Below are 16,949 nucleotides of genomic sequence, written 5' to 3'. Positions count from 1 at the left end.
CTAATCGATTTAAAAAGGCTAGCCCGAATTGATGTTGAGGACCTCGTAGGGTCGCTTGCTTGTCAGAGCCTGTCGCGCAGCGCAAACCACGTGAGGGCCAGAAAAAGCAACGGCGTTCTCATATGACGCCCGCCTGGAAAGGCGGGAACATCCAGTGCGGCAAGGTGATCCAGTTCGGTCGCATTGCCGGAAATCATGTCAGCATAGAGCTTGCCACAATAGTTTGACAGCATGACGCCGTGACCGGAATAACCGCCGATCGAGGTCACACCCGGCATGACTTCGCGCACGAAAGGCTGGCGCGGCATCGTGATTCCCACATTGCCGCCCCATGCATGCGTGATCGCAATGTTTTTCAGGCTCGGATAGGTGGCGATGATTTGCTGGCGGATGGCCTGCGCAGTATCTTTCGGGTCGCGAGAGGAATAGACCTCGCGCCCTCCGAACAGGAGACGGTTGTCGCGCGACTTGCGGAAATATCTCACGACGAATCGCGAATCGGCCACCGCCTCGCCGCCCGGAATGACCGTTGGAAAATCATCGAGCGGTTCCGTGGCTGCGATGAAGGAGCCGATCGGCATGATATGTGCGGACGTGACAGGTTCCAGTTCGCCGACATAGGCGTTTGTGGCGATCAGCACCCGGCCGGCCGTCAACGTCCCGGACGGTGTATCTACCTTGATCTTTCCGCCGCTCTGCCGGATGGCCGTTGCCTTCGTCATTTCGTGGATCTGAGCGCCGGCCGACCTGGCAACGCTCGCAAGACCGATCAGCAGCTTCAGGGGATGAATGTGGCCTGTGCCCGTATCCCGGACGCCGCAGTGATAATCCCCGGTGCCGAGCCGTTCTGCGGTTTCCCTGGCGTCCATGAACGAGATATGGGGATAGGCGTAACGTTCCGCGGCAATCTCGGCATTCGCACGATATTCCCTCTCGTGTCCCGGCTTGTGGGCGACATTCATCTGCCCCGGCATGTAATCCATGTCGATGCCGTGAACATCGGCAAAATCGAGAAGATGGCGCTTGGCATGCTCCGCCATATCGAAGAGCGCCTTCGAGCGTTCATAGCCCAACTCCTTCTCGAATTCTTCCGGCCACCAGCGCTGGCCGGTGCCCATCTGCCCCCCATTGCGTCCCGAAGCGCCGTCGCCGAGGCGATATGCCTCGATCAGGGTGGTGGAAATACCGCTCCTGGCGAGGTTGTAGGCGGCCTGAAGCCCGGTATAGCCGCCGCCGACGATCGCGACATCGACCGTCTTCGATTCGTCGAGGGCGGGATAGGTCGGTCGTTCGCCAACGGTTGCCTGATACCAGGAAACCCCCGGCGCTATCGGGCTCTGCCACTTGTCCAAAACACCAGCCCTCACACGTTGAGAAGCAGGAATTCCCGCTCCCACGGGCTGATGACCTGCATGAAGGTCTCAAATTCCCCACGCTTGACGCCCGCATAGAGGCCTATGAACTCGGGGCTGAAGACCTGCGCCAGGGCTGGTTCTGATTCCAGCAACGATACGGCTTCGAGCAGGCCACGAGGCAGATCGATCGAGCCTTCGTTGGCCGTATCTTCCGTGGGCGGCGCCGGCTCAATCCCGTTCATGATGCCGAGCAGGCCGCAGCCGAGCGACGCCGCGAGCGCCAGATAAGGATTGGCGTCCGAGCTCGGCAGTCGGTTTTCGACGCGGCGGGCGTTCGCGTCCGAAACTGGCACACGGAAGGCGGTGGTACGATTATCGTAGCCCCAGGCATTGTTGACCGGTGCCGACATGTCGGGCGTCAGGCGGCGGTAGGAGTTCACATAGGGAGCCATCATGGCGAGCGTCTTGGGCACATAAGTCTGCATGCCGCCGATGAAGTGGAAAAATTCCTTCGAGGCGGAGCCGTCCGGGTTCGAGAAGACGTTCTTGCCGGTTTTGATGTCGACCACCGACTGGTGGATGTGCATCGCCGAACCCGCCTGGCCCTGCATCGGTTTGGCCATGAAGGTGGCGTAAATCCCGTGCTTCAGGGCTGCTTCGCGGATCGTCCGCTTGAACATGAAAACCTGGTCGGCGAGTTCGATCGGATCGCCATGGCGCAGGTTGATCTCGAGTTGCGCCGGACCTTCCTCATGAATGAGGGTGTCGATCTCCAACCCCTGCTTTTCGGAAAAGTGATAGATGTCGTCGATCAGCTCGTCGAATTCATTGATGCCGGCAATCGAATAACCCTGGCCACCGAGGATCGAACGGCCCGACCGGCCTTTCGGCGGGTGCAGGGGATAGTCAGGGTCGTCGTTTTTGGCGACAAGGTAAAATTCGATTTCCGGGGCTACGACAGGTTTCCATCCGCGTTCTTCGTAAAGCCTAACAATGTTCTTCAACACATTGCGCGGCGTGTAGGCCACAGCCTTGCCATCCGTATCGACGATATCGCAGATCACCTGCGCCGTCGGGTCCGTCTCCCACGGAACGACCGCGAGAGTGGACAGATCAGGCATCAGCTTCAGGTCGCTGTCCCGCGGCTCGTAACGGAAAGTGCCGGTTTCTTCGGGATATTCACCTGAGATTGTGTGGCGGTAAAGGGCGGAGGGCAGCGCAAGCGAAGTATTCGACGTGAATTTCGAAGATGGCATCATCTTGCCGCGCGGAACGCCGGCCAGATCGGGTGTGATGCATTCGACATCCTCGATCCCCCGCGCTCTCAGCCACGCGGTGGCCTCCCGCCAGTCCGCCACGCCTCGAAGGGAGGTGAGCGTCGGTTGGGCAGCGGCTGCTTTGAGCACGGTGCCGGTTGCGGGGGCGGGATTGGCTTTTTTGCGCGGCATGACACACCGGAGTGAGGTTGATCGAAGTTCCCATCATAGCCACGGATTGGCGCTTGGCGAGGGGGCGTCATTGACTTTGGCGCCGGGGATGGCGAAGAGCCAACGGGGAAACGATGGAGCGCCGGGTGACGCGAAAATTCGACGTGGTGATTTTGGGCGCAGGCGCCGCAGGGATGATGTGCGCGATCCGTGCCGGAGCCCGCGGACGTTCGGTCCTGTTGCTCGACCATGCGAAGGCGCCGGGGGAGAAGATCCGCATCTCCGGCGGCGGGCGATGCAACTTCACCAACATCCATGCCAGCGCCAGGAATTATCTGTCCTCCAATCCGCATTTCGCCAAGTCGGCGTTTGCCCGCTACACGCCGCGCGATTTCCTCGACATGGTCGAGGCGCACAAGATCGGCTGGCATGAGAAGACGCTCGGGCAGCTCTTCTGCGACGAAAGCGCCAAAGATATCATTCGCATGCTGCTCATCGAAATGCAGGCGGCAGGAGTGGTCCTCGAACTGCAGAAGCAGGTCACTTCGATCGAAAAGACTCCGGATGGCTTTCGCATCGCAACGTCTGAAGGTGCCGTGGAAGCAGCAGCACTCGTCGTTGCGACGGGCGGCAAATCGATTCCGAAGATGGGGGCAACCGGCTTTGCCTACGAGATTGCGAAACAGTTCCGCCTGAAGGTCATCGAAACACGTCCGGCGCTCGTGCCGCTGACGCTCGACCCGAACCTGTTGGAGAGACTGTCGCCGCTATCCGGCGTCTCGGTGGCGGCGGAGGTACGACACGGCAAGACGGCTTTCCGGGAAGCGCTGCTGTTTACTCATCGCGGCCTGAGTGGCCCTTCCATCCTGCAGATATCCTCCTTCTGGCGGGAAGGAGACGACATCACCCTGGTGATCGAACCGGACCTGGATGTTGCGTCCATGCTTAAAGCAGCGCGCAAGGTCAACGGCAGGCAGGCTGCGCAGACGGTGCTTGCAGAAGCTTTGCCCAAACGGCTGGCGCAATTTTTTGTCGAGACGAGAGGCGTGACGGGACATCTGGCGGATCTTTCGGACAAGGCGATCGCAGGGCTTGCCGCTGCAATACAGAATTGGACGATCCGGCCTGCCGGTTCGGAAGGTTACAGGACGGCGGAGGTGACCCTTGGCGGCGTCGATACATCCGAACTGGATTCCAGGACCATGCAGGCGAAGGCGGTGCCCGGTCTCTATTTTATCGGCGAATGCGTTGATGTGACCGGCTGGCTCGGCGGTTATAATTTCCAGTGGGCCTGGGCATCAGGCCATGTTTGCGGGGAAGCATTGTCGTAGTGCGTGATTCAGCACTTCTTAATATACCTCCCTCATCCTGCCTTAATGCCAGCAAAATCCTGTGGTTAAGAGCTGGTATACGCAGCCTGTCGGGTCGCGGCAGGACGTCGAGAGCAACCGTTTTTGGGGTTCAGGATTCATGCAGAAAACCCGCCGTGCCCGCGCAATTGCAATCGCACTCGTCAAGGACGACGCCAGGCAGAAGCGGTTGCGGCTTCTGGTGATCTCGATCGGGGCTATGGCAGCTCTTCTCTCCCTTCCGGCGTTTTTTCACTAATCGCTTGAAAGCAATTTAAAGAAGCTGGCTCTCCGCAGCCATTGCTCTGCATGACTCACTGAAGCGGTGTCGCATCTTGAATTCCACTGGTTCAGTAAAATTTTAAAGATTGCTCATAATAATCCGACTGTCTTTATCCCACAGGGAAGGCTTGGGGCATGTCGAGATTTTTTCCATCGTCCGTCGTATCGCGGATCGCCTTCTTCTGTCTGTTCATGATCTTCGTCGCGATTGCCGCGGTTGGCGGTCTCGCCTACGTGCATCTGCGCGGCGATATCATGGAAACGGCGAAAGCAGATGCCCATAAGGCGGTTCGCACCATGAGCCTGCTCTACGAGCTTGAGCTGCCCGGCGCCAAGAGCGAAATCCGCGACGGTTTCGTTTCCCGCGTGCTTCAGGGGGATGGAGTTCTGAGTGACCATGACCTGGTGGACCGTACGGCCGGAGCTATCGGTGGCGTTGCTACCCTCTTCGAAAAGCGCGGCAGCGATTATGTTCGCGTCTCCACCAACGTGAAAACGGAGAAGGGCGAACGTGCTATCGGCACCAAGCTTGCCGCGGAACACCCGGCGCAGCCGTTCCTTGCCCGCGGTGAAGCCTATTTCGGCCCGGCCGTCTTGTTCGGCCGCGATTTCATGACCGGCTATTTTCCGATTACCAACGCCTCCAATGCCGTTACAGGCCTCCTGTTCATTGGCATCCCCATGGAGGTCTACTTCGATCACATCGCCTCCTCGGCTTATGTCATTGTCGGCAGTTCGGTTGCTGCACTCGTCCTGATCGGCTTTGTGAGCTTCTTCACGCTGAGGAGCCTGCTCCGCCCGCTCGGTGTACTGACCAGCACGGTCCGCACGCTCTCCGGCGGAAATGATGCGGTCGAGATCCCTTATACCGCGCGCCGCAACGAGTTCGGCAACATCGCCCGTGCGCTGGAAGTGTTCCGCGACGCAGCCCGCGAAAAACGGCTCATCGAAAGTCGAAGCGTGGAGGAGCGCAGCGAAGCAGAGGCGGAACGTCGCCGGAGCGATGAGGAAAAGCAACGTGTCGATCAGCAGATCGATATTGCGGTCAGCGAGCTGGCGGCGGCTCTATCCCGCTTGGCGCAGGGCGATCTCTCGACCACGATCGAGACTGTTTTCTCAGGCAGGCTTGAACAACTGCGCAACGACTTCAACGGCTCTATCGTCCGGCTACGCGATACTCTTTCCGATATCCGCGAAAGCACGCTCTCCATCCAAAAGAGCAGTGCCGGTCTGAGCCATTCATCGACCGAACTCTCGCGCCGAACCGAAACCCAGGCAGCCTCGCTGGAAGAGACCGCTGCCGCAGTGGACCAAATCACGGTAACGGTGCGGTCTTCGGCCGAGCGTGCCCGCGAAGCCAATCACGCCGTTTCGGAGACCAAGAAGAGCGCCGACAATTCCGGCACCGTGGTCAACAACGCAGTCGCCGCCATGGGGCGTATCGAGGAGGCCTCGCGGAAAATCGAACAGATCATCGAGGTGATCGACGATATCGCCTTCCAGACCAACCTCCTTGCGCTGAATGCCGGGATCGAGGCAGCGCGCGCAGGCGAGGCCGGCAAGGGCTTTGCCGTCGTGGCTCAGGAGGTCCGCGAGCTTGCCCAACGATCCGCCGGAGCGGCGAGCGAGATCAAGGATCTGATCACGCAGTCAAGCCAGGAAGTAAGCTCCGGGGCCGGTCTGGTACAACAGGCGGGTGCGGTGTTGGCGGCCATCAGTCAGCAGATCACCGGCGTCAGCCAGCATGTCGACATGATCGCAACCGCAAGCCAGGATCAGTCGGCAGCCCTGCAAGACATCAACAACTCGGTCAACCGCATGGACCAGATGACCCAGCAGAACGGCGCAATGGTCGGCGAAACCACCGAGGCGAGCCGCCGTCTTGCCGAAGAGGCCGACGCTCTGCTTCAACTTGTTCAGCAGTTCCGCATCGACGGCGTGAAGCATTCGCACCCGCAGGCTTCCCGGGCGGCTTGAGGTTTCTTGTCGGAAATCCGTGGGGCGGCAGCGATGCCGCCCTTTCTTGTTTTCAGTCTAGCGACCAGGTCGGCCACCCCGGAGATCCAGCTGGGGGCGAGTGAACCGAACTGCTCGTAATAAGCGTCCTCAGCCTGCCGGCTGTCACCTTTCGCAGCGGGATAGATTGGGCGGGAAAGAATGAGGGCGACGACATTCTCATACATCGGGAATTTCTCCTCTAGAAAAGCCGTCTCCTCCTCTAAACATAAAAAAGTGCTTCTTATAGAGAAAAAACCGCATTATGTTTTTCACTGATGAAAAACATAACTTGGGACGCTTACGAGCTTTTTATGCAGGTGGCCCGCCACGGAGGACTGTCGGGAGCTTCCGCCGTCAGCGGCCTCAGCCCCGCAACCCTTGGCCGTCGCATGCTCGATCTGGAGGAAGCGGTGGGGCGATCTCTCTTCGTCCGCAGTCGCACGGGTTACCGTCTGACATCCGATGGTTCGACCCTGTTTTCGCAAATCATGGAAATGGAGGGCACGATCCGGCGGATCGAGAGCTGGAAGCACAAAGGCGTGACTGCTCCTCTCGTCCGTGTGGCATGCGGCACCTGGCTTGCCTGGATCTTTACCCGCAACCTGTCTCTCATCCGTACGGATGAGGACAATTTTCGCCTCGACTTTTATGTGGCGGAGCGGCGGGCGAGCCTCGCGCACCGGGAAAGCGATATCGGCATTCGCGCCTTTGAACCGCAGGAGCCGAACCTGGCAGCAACGAAGCTCGGCGATGTTGCCTATGCCGCCTATCGTGCCCGAAGCGCGCACCCCTCCATGGCGGACCGATGGCTTGCAGTTTCGGAGGAGGACGCCATTTCCGCTTATCTGCGCTGGCCGCATGAAGAGCGGGCCGATCAGATCGTGGTTACCGTGAACCGGCCGCGCTCCCTGCGCGACCTCGCGCTTGCCGGTGCCGGCACTGCGGTTCTTCCCTGTTTCGTGGGCGATCAGGATATGCGCCTGGAGCGGGTGGGAGACGAGATCGCCAGCCTTCGCCATACCCAGTGGGTGGTTATGAACAACGACGATCGCCACCGCCGGGAAATCCGGACGGTGGTCGATCGCATGGTGAGGTTCGTCAAAGGCAATTCAGACCTCTTTGCCGGTAAACGTCCTTAGTTACTGGATGCGGTTCGTCACGATGACGGGGATCATCAGGTCTCCCCAATGGCCGTCTCCGCCGTGGTGCCGGGCAGACCGGACGAGCTCGACAGAAACGCCCGCCTCGACCGCCTTCATGATGGAATGGTTCAGGCGATGCAGATCGTTGGCGAGTGTACGGATCGCCGCCTGCTGTTCTGGTGTCATGGCGGAGGACTGTTCCTCGGCGCGTTCCTTGACATGGGTCTTGACTGGGGCTTGGATCGTCATGGCATTTCTCCTCTTTTTTGATCGGGGTTTTTGAAAGGCCCTGCCCTCCGAGAAGGGCAGGGAGTTTGGCCACTATTCAGCCGCGGGGCGGAACTGGTCGTGCTCGGTGGATTCCTTCATTGCGGTGGTGGACGAAAGCCCGCCGGTGATCGCCACGGAGACGGCATCGAAATAGCCGGTGCCCACTTCGCGCTGGTGTTTGGTCGCGGTGTAGCCGTTGACCTCCGCCGCGAATTCCGCCTCCTGCAGCTCCGAATAGGCCGCCATCTGCCGGTCCTTGTAGCCGCGGGCGAGTTCGAACATGCCGTAGTTCAGCTGGTGGAAGCCGGCGAGCGTGATGAACTGGAACTTGTAGCCCATCGCGCCGAGCTCACGCTGGAACTTGGCGATCGTCGCGTCGTCCAGGTTCTTTTTCCAGTTGAACGAAGGCGAGCAATTGTAGGCGAGCATCTTGCCGGGATGCGCCTTGTGGACGCCTTCAGCAAATTTGCGGGCCTGCTCGAGATCCGGCTTCGAGGTTTCGCACCAGATGAGGTCGCAATAGGGTGCATAGGCCACCGCGCGAGCGATGCAGGGCTCAAGCCCGTTGCGGACCTGATAGAAGCCTTCGACGGTGCGGCCGGCGTCGTAGTCCACGAAGGGCTGGTCGCGCTCGTCGATGTCAGAGGTCAAAAGCTTTGCTGCTTCGGCATCCGTGCGGGCAATGACCAGTGTCGGCGTGCCCATGACGTCGGCTGCAAGACGTGCTGCAGTCAGGTTGCGGATATGGGCGGCGGTCGGGATCAGAACCTTGCCGCCGAGATGGCCGCATTTCTTTTCCGAAGCCAGCTGGTCTTCATAATGTACGCCGGCAGCGCCAGCCTCGATGAAGGCCTTCATGATCTCGAAGGCATTGAGCGGGCCGCCGAAGCCGGCCTCCGCATCCGCAACGATCGGAGCAAACCACGTCTCGACCGAAAGGCCCTTGCCTTCGGCAGTTTCGATCTGGTCGGCACGCTGCAGCGTGCGATTGATACGACGAGCCAGCTCCGGTGCAGCATTGGCCGGATAAAGCGATTGGTCCGGATACATGGCGGATGCCGTATTGGCGTCGGCCGCGACCTGCCAGCCGGAGAGATAGATTGCCTTCAGGCCAGCACGAACCTGCTGCATGGCCTGGTTGCCGGTCATGGCGCCGAGCGCGTTGACGAAGTCCTCGTTGTGGAGCAACGACCAGAGACGGTTGGCGCCCAATTCCGCCAGCGAATAACGGATATCGGCCGAGCCGCGCAGCCGTTTTACGTCGTCAGCCGAATAGGGGCGCTGAATACCCTCGAAGCGGTCCTTCGGTGCTCCTGGAACGAGTGTGTAAAAATCTGTCATTGTCATTCTCCTCAACAAAGTAACCACTGCGCTCAACCGCGTTCTGGTGTGACTAGATTTACAGAAAGGAATGCTGCACCGCCAGAAAAGAAGCAAAATTGGCGCCTGAAAAAGGGTTAGGATGTGTTGCTTTTCACAAACGGCTCTGTGAAGATGTCAAAACAGTAAAAGCGGCAGTTGTCTGGATTTTGTAAAAGAGGCCAAATTGGCAGAACGGAAGATATTCGCAGGTCCCCGGGTCCGGCGGGTGCGGCTGGGGCTCGGACTGACCCAGACGGCGATGGCGGACGCTCTGGGCATTTCGCCCTCCTATCTCAATCTGATCGAGCGAAACCAACGGCCGTTGACGGTCCAGCTCCTCTTGAAGCTTGCTTCCGTCTACAAAGTCGATCTTGACGCCTTGCAGGGGGAGGCAGGCGGATTGGCGAGCCAACTCCGCGAAGTTTTCGCCGATCCGCTGTTGGTTGGTGAAATTCCCGGCGATCAGGAAATCATCGAGGTTGTCGAAGCAGCCCCCAATGCAGCGTTGGGCCTGATGAAACTCTACCGGGCCTATCGCGAGCAGGCGGCGCGGCTTTCCGATCTCGCCGACCTTCTTGCCCGCGAGGGGCATGAAACCTCGATCGCGGGTGCACGTCTTCCGATCGATGAGGTACGCGAGGTTCTGGAGCGACGGCCCAACTTCTTCATGCGGATCGAGAACGCGGCTGAGGCCTTTGCAGCAAAGCTGGGCATCGGCGACGAACTGCCGGGCGCGTTGAAGGCCTGGCTGAAGAGTGAGCATGGCATCGTGGTGCGCGCGCTTCCCGTTCATGCCATGCCGAACCTGAGCCGCCGTTATGACCGCCACTCGATGCGTCTGTTCCTGTCCGAGCGCCTCTCGCCTTTCGAACGCACCCGTGAGCTCGCAATGGAAGTGGCCTTGCTGGCGCTCGGGCAGGAAATTGCAGCCGAACTCGATGAACTGGCCTTCTCGACCAACGAAGCGCGCCGGATTGGAAGATTCGAACTCGCCCGTTATGCCGCCCATGCGCTGATGATGCCCTATGGCGCATTCCTGTCGGCGGCACAACGCGCCCGCTACGACCTCGATGTGCTGCGGTCCCGTTTTGAAGTTTCCTTCGAGCAGGCGGCCAGCCGCTTGACATCGCTTGCGCGTGCGGGTGCTGCCGGCATCCCGTTCTTCCTGATGGAGGTTGATCATGCGGGGAATGTGATCCGCCGCGCCGGGGCGCAGGGTTTTCCCTTGGCACGTTTCGGCGGGCACTGTCCGAAGCTCGGCATTCACGCCGCGTTTGCCCAGCCTGGACAGATCCTGGTCGACCGGGTCGAAATGCCTGATAGCGCTGCGTTTGTCACGATTTCGCGAACGCTTGAAGGCCCCCAGGCCGGCTTCGGCGAGCGTGTCCGGCGCACGGCCGTTCTGCTGGGTTGCGACTTGTCCAATGCAGGTGATGTTGTCTACGACGGCGCATTGCCAGGGCCGATGGGAACGGTGCTCGCCGGCACGGCCTGCCGCCTTTGCGAGCGGCAGGGTTGCCTCTCCCGTGCCGAGCCACCGATCACCCGCCCGCTCGGTCTGGACGAAATGGTCACCGGCTTGAGCGCCTTCGATTTCCAGTGACCTTTGTGGCGGTGCACATTTCCCCTTGTGGTGGGAAAAATTCCTTTCTACTCTCCCGAAAAAGATAAGGGAATTAAGCGCCTTTCGCACTCGCGCAGAAAAAACTGGAACAGGAGAGATCATGAAAAGCCATTTGCTCAGCTTAGCCGCCGCCGTTGCTGCGACGGCATTTGCCGCGACCGCAGCCATGGCGCAGGAGCGCGTGGTTCATGTCTATAACTGGTCCGACTATATCGACGAGTCGATCCTGGAAGACTTTACCAAGGAAACCGGCATCAAGGTCGTCTATGACGTCTTCGACAGCAACGAGATGGTCGAGACCAAACTTCTCGCCGGCGGCTCGGGTTATGATGTAGTTGTTCCGACCGGCCCATTCCTGGCTCGCCAGATTCAGGCCGGAGTATTCCAGAAGCTCGACAAATCGAAGCTGCCGAACCTCCCCAATATGTGGCCGCAGGTGATGGAGCGCCTCGCCAAATACGACCCCGGCAACCAATATGCCGTCAACTATATGTGGGGCACCACCGGCATCGGCTATAACGTCGAGAAGGTAAAGGCTGCGCTGGGAGACGTGCCGGTCGACAGCTGGGACGTACTTTTCAAGCCTGAAAACGCAGCAAAATTGAAGTCTTGCGGGATCAACATCCTCGACGCGTCCGACGAGACCTTTGCGATTGCGATGAACTACATCGGCAAGGATCCGGACAGCAAGGAGACGGCCGACCTGGAAGCGGGTGGCGACGTCTATATGAAGGTCCGCCCCTATGTGAAGACCTTCAATTCGTCGGCCTATATCGATGAACTCGCGAACGGAGACACCTGCATTTCGATCGGTTGGTCGGGCGATGTGCTGCAGGCCAAGGATCGGGCCGAGGAAGCGAACAACGGCGTGAAGGTCGAGTTCGTGATTCCGAAGGAAGGGACCTATATGTGGTTTGACAACCTGGCCATTCCCGCAGACGCCAAGAATGTCGAAGAAGCCCATGCGTTCATCAACTACCTGATGAAGCCCGAAATCATCGCCAAGGCATCGAACTACGTTCAGTATGCAAACGGTAATCTTGCGTCTCAGAAGTTCCTCGACAAGGAGGTTCTCGAAAACCCTTCCGTCTATCCGCCTGAGGATGTCGTCAAAAAGCTCTTCACGATTTCGCCCTATGGCGCCAAAGAACAGCGCGTGCTGAACCGGGTCTGGACGCAGATCAAGACCGGCAGCTGAGACAAGAGAGCGGGGCAGGCGGAAGCGTCTGCCTCGAATGCTATCGGGCTGTGGTGGGCGAAACGGGGTAAGGCATGGCGAAGTCTCTTGGGCCGGTAAAACGCAAATTCTCTCCCTGGACCGATCCTTCGGCCGTTCCTTTCATCCGCTTCGAAAACATCACCAAGCGCTTTGGTGATTTTACCGCCGTAGACAATCTGACGCTGGATATCTACGAGCGCGAATTCTTTTCCCTCCTAGGTCCTTCGGGCTGCGGCAAAACCACGCTGATGCGTATGCTGGCCGGTTTCGAGGAGCCGACGGAGGGTCGCATCCTGCTTCAGGGCAAGGATATTTCCGGTGTGCCGCCCTATCGCCGGCCCACCAACATGATGTTCCAGAGCTACGCGCTCTTCCCGCACATGACGGTTGAAAAGAACATCGCCTTCGGGCTGGAGCAGGACAATCTGCCGAAAGGTGAGATTGCGGCTCGGGTCGAGGAAATGCTGAAGCTCGTAAAACTCGAGCCCTTCGCCAGACGCAAGCCGAACCAGCTTTCCGGCGGCCAACGCCAGCGCGTTGCTTTGGCCCGCTCGCTCGCCAAGCGTCCTAAAGTGCTGCTTCTCGACGAGCCGCTCGGCGCCCTGGACAAGAAGCTGCGCGAGGAAACGCAGTTCGAGTTGATGGACATCCAGACCAATCTCGGGCTCACCTTCCTGATCGTCACCCACGACCAGGAGGAGGCGATGACCGTATCGGATCGGATCGCCGTCATGGACAAGGGCGTGATCATGCAGGTGGCGACGCCGGCAGAGATTTACGAAGCCCCGAACAGCCGCTATGTCGCGGACTTCATCGGCGACATCAATATTCTCGAAGGCACCGTTTCCACCACCGAAAGCGCGCTCGGAGCGCCGGGAACAGTGCGGATCGATTGCGATGGCGTTTCCGTTGCCGTCGAGCAGGAATGCCAGGCCGTGAAAGGCGACAGAGTTGCCTTCGCGATCCGCCCCGAAAAGGTACGGATATCCCCGGATCAACCGACGGATACGTCCTTCAATGCCGTCTATGGCGAAGTCTGGGATATCGGCTATCTCGGCGACTTTTCGGTCTTCCTCGTCAAGATGGCTGACGGCCGCATCGTTCGTGCAGCGCAGGCAAACGTATCGCGCCTGGTCGATCGGCCGATTACGTTTGGCGACATGGTCTGGCTCACTTGGCCGCTCGATGCCGGCCTTGTGTTGACGCGCTGACCAAGGAGGAGGGGGAGATGGCGAGCGTTTCGGAGACACAAGCCGCCAATACGCCCAACCCGGCGCGCTGGTTCGTTGTCGTCGTGCCCTATCTTTGGCTGCTGCTGTTTTTCACGGCGCCGTTCCTCATCATCTTCAAGATCTCGCTGTCGGACACGGCTATTGCCATGCCGCCCTATACACCGGTCTTTCCCGGCTTTGGCGCGATCAGCGGCTACATTTCGAAGCTGGATTTTGAAAATTATCTCTTCCTTACGGAGGATCCCCTCTACATCAAATCCTATCTGTCCTCGCTGAGGATCGCGGTGATCTCCACCTTCCTGCTGCTCCTGATCGGCTATCCCATGGCGCTCGCCATGGCGCGGGCGCCGATCACGCTCAGGCCGACCCTCGTCATGCTGGTCATCCTGCCGTTCTGGACCTCGTTCCTGATCCGTGTTTATGCCTGGATCGGCATCCTGAAGCCTGACGGCCTCATGACACTACTTCTTCAGACGATCGGCCTCCTGGAGCCGAACGAGCAGGTCCAGATTTTCAGGACCGACATCGCCGTCTTTATCGGTATCGTCTATTCCTATCTGCCGTTCATGGTCCTGCCGCTTTATTCGGCGCTGGAGAAGATGGACAATACGCTACTGGAAGCCGCGAGCGATCTTGGTTGCCCGCCGTGGAAGGCATTCTGGAAGATCACCTTTCCGCTGTCGCTGCCGGGCGTCATTGCCGGGTCGATGATCTGCTTTATTCCAATTACGGGTGAATTCGTGATCCCCGATCTCTTGGGAGGTGCCGACACGCTGATGATCGGCAAGACGCTCTGGACGGAATTCTTCGGCAATCGCGACTGGCCGCTCGCCTCGGCCGTGGCCGTGGTCCTGCTGATCATGCTGGTCGTGCCGATCATGATTTTCCAGAACCAGCAGAAGAAGGTCGTGTGAGATGAAATCGTCCCGTTTCGACGCCACCGTCCTGACGCTCTGCTTCGCCTTTCTCTATATCCCGATTATCATTCTGGTCGTTTATTCGTTCAACGCATCCAAGCTGGTGACGGTCTGGGGCGGGTTTTCGCTGCAGTGGTATCGCACCATGTGGTCCAACGAGGGGCTGATGGATGCAGCCTGGGTAACAGCGCGTGTCGGCGTCCTTAGTGCGACCCTGGGCACTGTGCTTGGAACGCTCGCTGCCCTGTCCCTTGTCCGTTTCCAGAAGTTCCCCGGCAGGATGCTATTTTCCGGCATGATCTACGCGCCGCTCGTCATGCCGGAAGTGATCACCGGTCTGTCCATGTTGCTCCTCTTCGTGGCGCTGAATATCGACCGCGGCTTCTGGACGGTCACCATCGCTCATACGACCTTCACGATGTGTTATGTCGCGATTGTCGTTCAGTCGCGCCTTATGACCTTTGATCGCAGTTTGGAAGAGGCAGCACTCGATCTCGGCTGCCCGCCCGTCAGGACCTTTTTCAAGATCACCCTGCCGCTGATCCTGCCCGCTGTAATCGCCGGCTGGATGCTCGCCTTCACGCTGTCGCTCGACGATCTGGTGATCGCGAGCTTCAACACCGGCCCGGGCGCGACGACGCTGCCGATCAAGATCTATTCGCAGGTGCGTCTGGGTGTAACACCGGAGATCAATGCGATCTGCACCATCCTGATCGGTTTTGTGACCATCGGCGTGATTCTCGCCTCGATCAGCACCAAGCGAACCGAACTGCGGCGTATCCGCGATGAGCATGTCGCCCTGCGGGGTACGACCTGATCGGGAGCAGGGAGCTCTGTTCGCGGGCTTACTCCGCCGGTTTTGGCGCGGTCTCCGAAACTGGCCAGATCACCGGATTGGGCCAGGATCCTCCAATGAAAACGGTCAGCTGTGCTGGTTCATCGGCTGCCGGCCGAATGGTCGCGGAAAGAGCAAGGCCATTGCTGGCATACGGTATCACCCCGGAAATCGCCAACGTACCGTCGCTGCCGGTGATCTTTCCATCGTGGATCTCGGCCGAGCCATGCGCGATGCGCGCAGCCAGGTCGATGCTGTCGAACTGCAGATTGCCGCTGCCGACCTCACTCAGAGAGAAATACTGCTTGTGAGTTGCGAGCTGCCTGACACTTGCGATGTTGACGCCGGGAAGAAAACCCTCTCCTCCGCGCAAGCGGAAATTCCCCTCTGCCTCGCGCCACGCCTGCGGGTTTATCGGCCGGCGGATGTTGAGCGACAAATCCAGGGAGCCGTGGGTCATGGGCAACGGGCCGCCAAGGCCCAGATTCTTGATGATATTGCCGAAATCGGCGCCCTGCACGGCAATATGGAGGGCCATCTCGTCCTGCCGGTCGATGCCTGCGGTAGCAAGGCGCCCGGTCAGCCTGCCGGTTTCGAAATCGCTGTCGACGATGTCCACCCGTGACTGGTGCGGCGTGTCCAGCACGCTTATGGCCGCCTGGGAAAGATGGAGAGGCCCCAGCACTGCCTGCTCCGCCGAAAGCCGCAGGTCGAATTCTATTCCTGTTTGCAGGTTGTTGTTTTTACTTGCTTCATCGGCTGCCGGTGTCAGTGCATCTAGGATTCCGGACAAATCCAGGCGATCAAACGCGAGCGTCCCGGTAAGCCGCGGTAACCGATCGTCGGGAACCATCAGATCCAGGATGCCTGTTGCCTTATCGTCGTTGAGGCCGAGCGACAGGTTCTCGAAGCGCAGCGTGTTGTCGTTAGTGACGAGACGCGCATTCAACGAGAGGCGTTTAATGCGCTCGGCGCCTGCAAAATTTACCCCCGACCATGCCATGACGGTTGGCAGGTCCGGAATAGTCAATTCGGCATCGCCGGATAGGAAAGCATGTGTCGCAAGGTTGGCGACGCCTTGGAAACGCCCCTGAAACAGCTCGGATACGATAGCCCCGGATGCGTTTCCGCTTCTGCCAGCGAGGAGAAGGAGAGGTTGCGTCGAATTGAAGTCCACTGAAATCTTGCGGCCGTTGATCTCGCCCCTGGCTTTGATCTCCATGCCGCGGGAAAGCCAGGGCCAATTGAGATCGCCATCGATGGCTGTAAATCGTAGGGTGCGACCGCTCGAAACCTCGGATATTTCTAGAATTCCATTGGTGATGCGGACCTCTCCCATCGGAGCGTCGGCGTCTGCGGCAAGCTGCTGGCCGCTGGCATCGGGCTTTGCTTCCCTTACCGCCCGGCTCAACAGCCCATCATTCGCCCAATCAAGGCGGCCGTCCGGCTCTCGCAGAACGTAGATTTGCGGATCGGTCAGGCGGAAATCCTTGAATTCCGGCTGCCCGATCAGGGTTTGAAGGAGGTCGAACGAGGCGGAAAGGCGCGAGACGCGGCCGAGCACCCGTTCGCCGCCGTCCACCGGCTTGCGGATGGTGATGTCGCGGAGCGTAATCCTCGGCTCAGGCCAGAACCGGATGTCCGGAGATCCTTCGATCGTAACGTCGTGGCCCGTCCATTCGGCAACGGCCTCCTCCATGCCTGCCCGCACCAGGCTCGAGGAGATCAGGAAGGGGGCGATGATTTGGAAAAGGGCAAAGAGCCCCAAACCTGTAAGGACCCCGATCAGCAGACCGCGGATCCGCCGGCTGAGCGGGCGCTTCAGGTGTCTTGGCAGATTTTTGATCCCCACGGTCAGCATGTCCAACGCGAATATAGGAAATGCCAAGATCGCGCAAATCCGCACTTTCTTGGCCGGCAATCCTCTTTATCATGCA

General features: G+C 59.4%; 14 protein-coding genes. 9 read left to right on the top strand and 5 right to left on the bottom strand.

All coding sequences use genetic code 11. The features are described 5' to 3' along the window. Positions 1-62: 62 nt before the first annotated feature. The gene (locus tag EDE05_RS00970; RefSeq protein WP_134099491.1) at positions 63-1,352 is read right to left on the bottom strand and encodes an FAD-binding oxidoreductase; all 1,290 of its coding nucleotides are present in this window, start codon (positions 1,350-1,352) and stop codon (positions 63-65) included. An 11-nt stretch (positions 1,353-1,363) separates the two neighbouring features. Further along, positions 1,364-2,803, bottom strand: a complete 1,440-nt coding sequence (locus tag EDE05_RS00965) for a glutamine synthetase family protein (RefSeq protein ID WP_105370695.1) — start codon at positions 2,801-2,803, stop codon at positions 1,364-1,366. Between the two features lie 125 nt (positions 2,804-2,928). Between EDE05_RS00965 and EDE05_RS00960 the strand changes: the two genes are divergently transcribed. The 4 genes from EDE05_RS00960 (at position 2,929) to EDE05_RS00950 (ending at position 7,550) form a co-directional block, all read left to right on the top strand. Continuing rightward, positions 2,929-4,113: an NAD(P)/FAD-dependent oxidoreductase gene (locus tag EDE05_RS00960; protein WP_245505053.1), complete on the top strand. Its 1,185-nt coding sequence runs from the start codon at positions 2,929-2,931 to the stop codon at positions 4,111-4,113. Positions 4,114-4,252: 139 nt separating this feature from the next. Next, positions 4,253-4,390, top strand: coding sequence for a hypothetical protein (locus EDE05_RS26665; RefSeq protein ID WP_165924093.1), 138 nt, complete (start codon positions 4,253-4,255; stop codon positions 4,388-4,390). A gap of 158 nt (positions 4,391-4,548) precedes the next feature. Continuing rightward, positions 4,549-6,390, top strand: coding sequence for a methyl-accepting chemotaxis protein (locus tag EDE05_RS00955; protein WP_134099488.1), 1,842 nt, complete (start codon positions 4,549-4,551; stop codon positions 6,388-6,390). Positions 6,391-6,686: 296 nt separating this feature from the next. Next, complete coding sequence (locus EDE05_RS00950) at positions 6,687-7,550, top strand: LysR family transcriptional regulator (RefSeq protein WP_134099485.1); 864 nt, start codon at positions 6,687-6,689, stop codon at positions 7,548-7,550. Here EDE05_RS00950 and EDE05_RS00945 read toward each other — a convergent pair whose 3' ends face one another. Together EDE05_RS00945 and aceA are read right to left on the bottom strand one after the other, a co-directional pair. After that, entirely contained in the window at positions 7,551-7,802 is a 252-nt protein-coding gene (locus EDE05_RS00945; RefSeq protein WP_105374639.1) for a hypothetical protein, read from the bottom strand. A 72-nt stretch (positions 7,803-7,874) separates the two neighbouring features. Next, positions 7,875-9,164, bottom strand: coding sequence for an isocitrate lyase (gene aceA, locus EDE05_RS00940; RefSeq protein WP_105374638.1), 1,290 nt, complete (start codon positions 9,162-9,164; stop codon positions 7,875-7,877). A gap of 205 nt (positions 9,165-9,369) precedes the next feature. Here aceA and EDE05_RS00935 point away from each other — a divergent pair, with 205 nt between their 5' ends. The 5 genes from EDE05_RS00935 to EDE05_RS00915 all read left to right on the top strand — a co-directional run bounded on the left by EDE05_RS00935 (position 9,370) and on the right by EDE05_RS00915 (position 14,994). Beyond that, a complete protein-coding gene (locus tag EDE05_RS00935) occupies positions 9,370-10,788 on the top strand; it encodes an XRE family transcriptional regulator (protein WP_134099482.1) in 1,419 nt (472 codons plus the stop codon). Positions 10,789-10,909: 121 nt separating this feature from the next. Further along, on the top strand, positions 10,910-12,007 hold the full coding sequence (locus tag EDE05_RS00930) for a polyamine ABC transporter substrate-binding protein (protein WP_112797208.1): 1,098 nt from the start codon (positions 10,910-10,912) through the stop codon (positions 12,005-12,007). A 74-nt stretch (positions 12,008-12,081) separates the two neighbouring features. Further along, positions 12,082-13,239, top strand: a complete 1,158-nt coding sequence (locus EDE05_RS00925) for an ABC transporter ATP-binding protein (RefSeq protein WP_112797206.1) — start codon at positions 12,082-12,084, stop codon at positions 13,237-13,239. A gap of 17 nt (positions 13,240-13,256) precedes the next feature. Then, the gene (locus EDE05_RS00920; protein ID WP_132408601.1) at positions 13,257-14,174 is read left to right on the top strand and encodes an ABC transporter permease subunit; all 918 of its coding nucleotides are present in this window, start codon (positions 13,257-13,259) and stop codon (positions 14,172-14,174) included. Between the two features lies 1 nt (position 14,175). After that, the gene (locus tag EDE05_RS00915; RefSeq protein ID WP_105374633.1) at positions 14,176-14,994 is read left to right on the top strand and encodes an ABC transporter permease; all 819 of its coding nucleotides are present in this window, start codon (positions 14,176-14,178) and stop codon (positions 14,992-14,994) included. A gap of 28 nt (positions 14,995-15,022) precedes the next feature. Here EDE05_RS00915 and EDE05_RS00910 read toward each other — a convergent pair whose 3' ends face one another. Continuing rightward, positions 15,023-16,900, bottom strand: a complete 1,878-nt coding sequence (locus EDE05_RS00910; protein WP_134099480.1) for an AsmA-like C-terminal region-containing protein — start codon at positions 16,898-16,900, stop codon at positions 15,023-15,025. Positions 16,901-16,949 lie beyond the last annotated feature (49 nt).

Source organism: Neorhizobium sp. R1-B, from assembly GCF_004368875.1.
Classification (GTDB): Bacteria; Pseudomonadota; Alphaproteobacteria; order Rhizobiales; family Rhizobiaceae; genus Neorhizobium; species Neorhizobium huautlense.
Note: the sequence above shows the minus strand (reverse complement) of the source record. Positions and strands in the feature narration are given on the sequence as shown.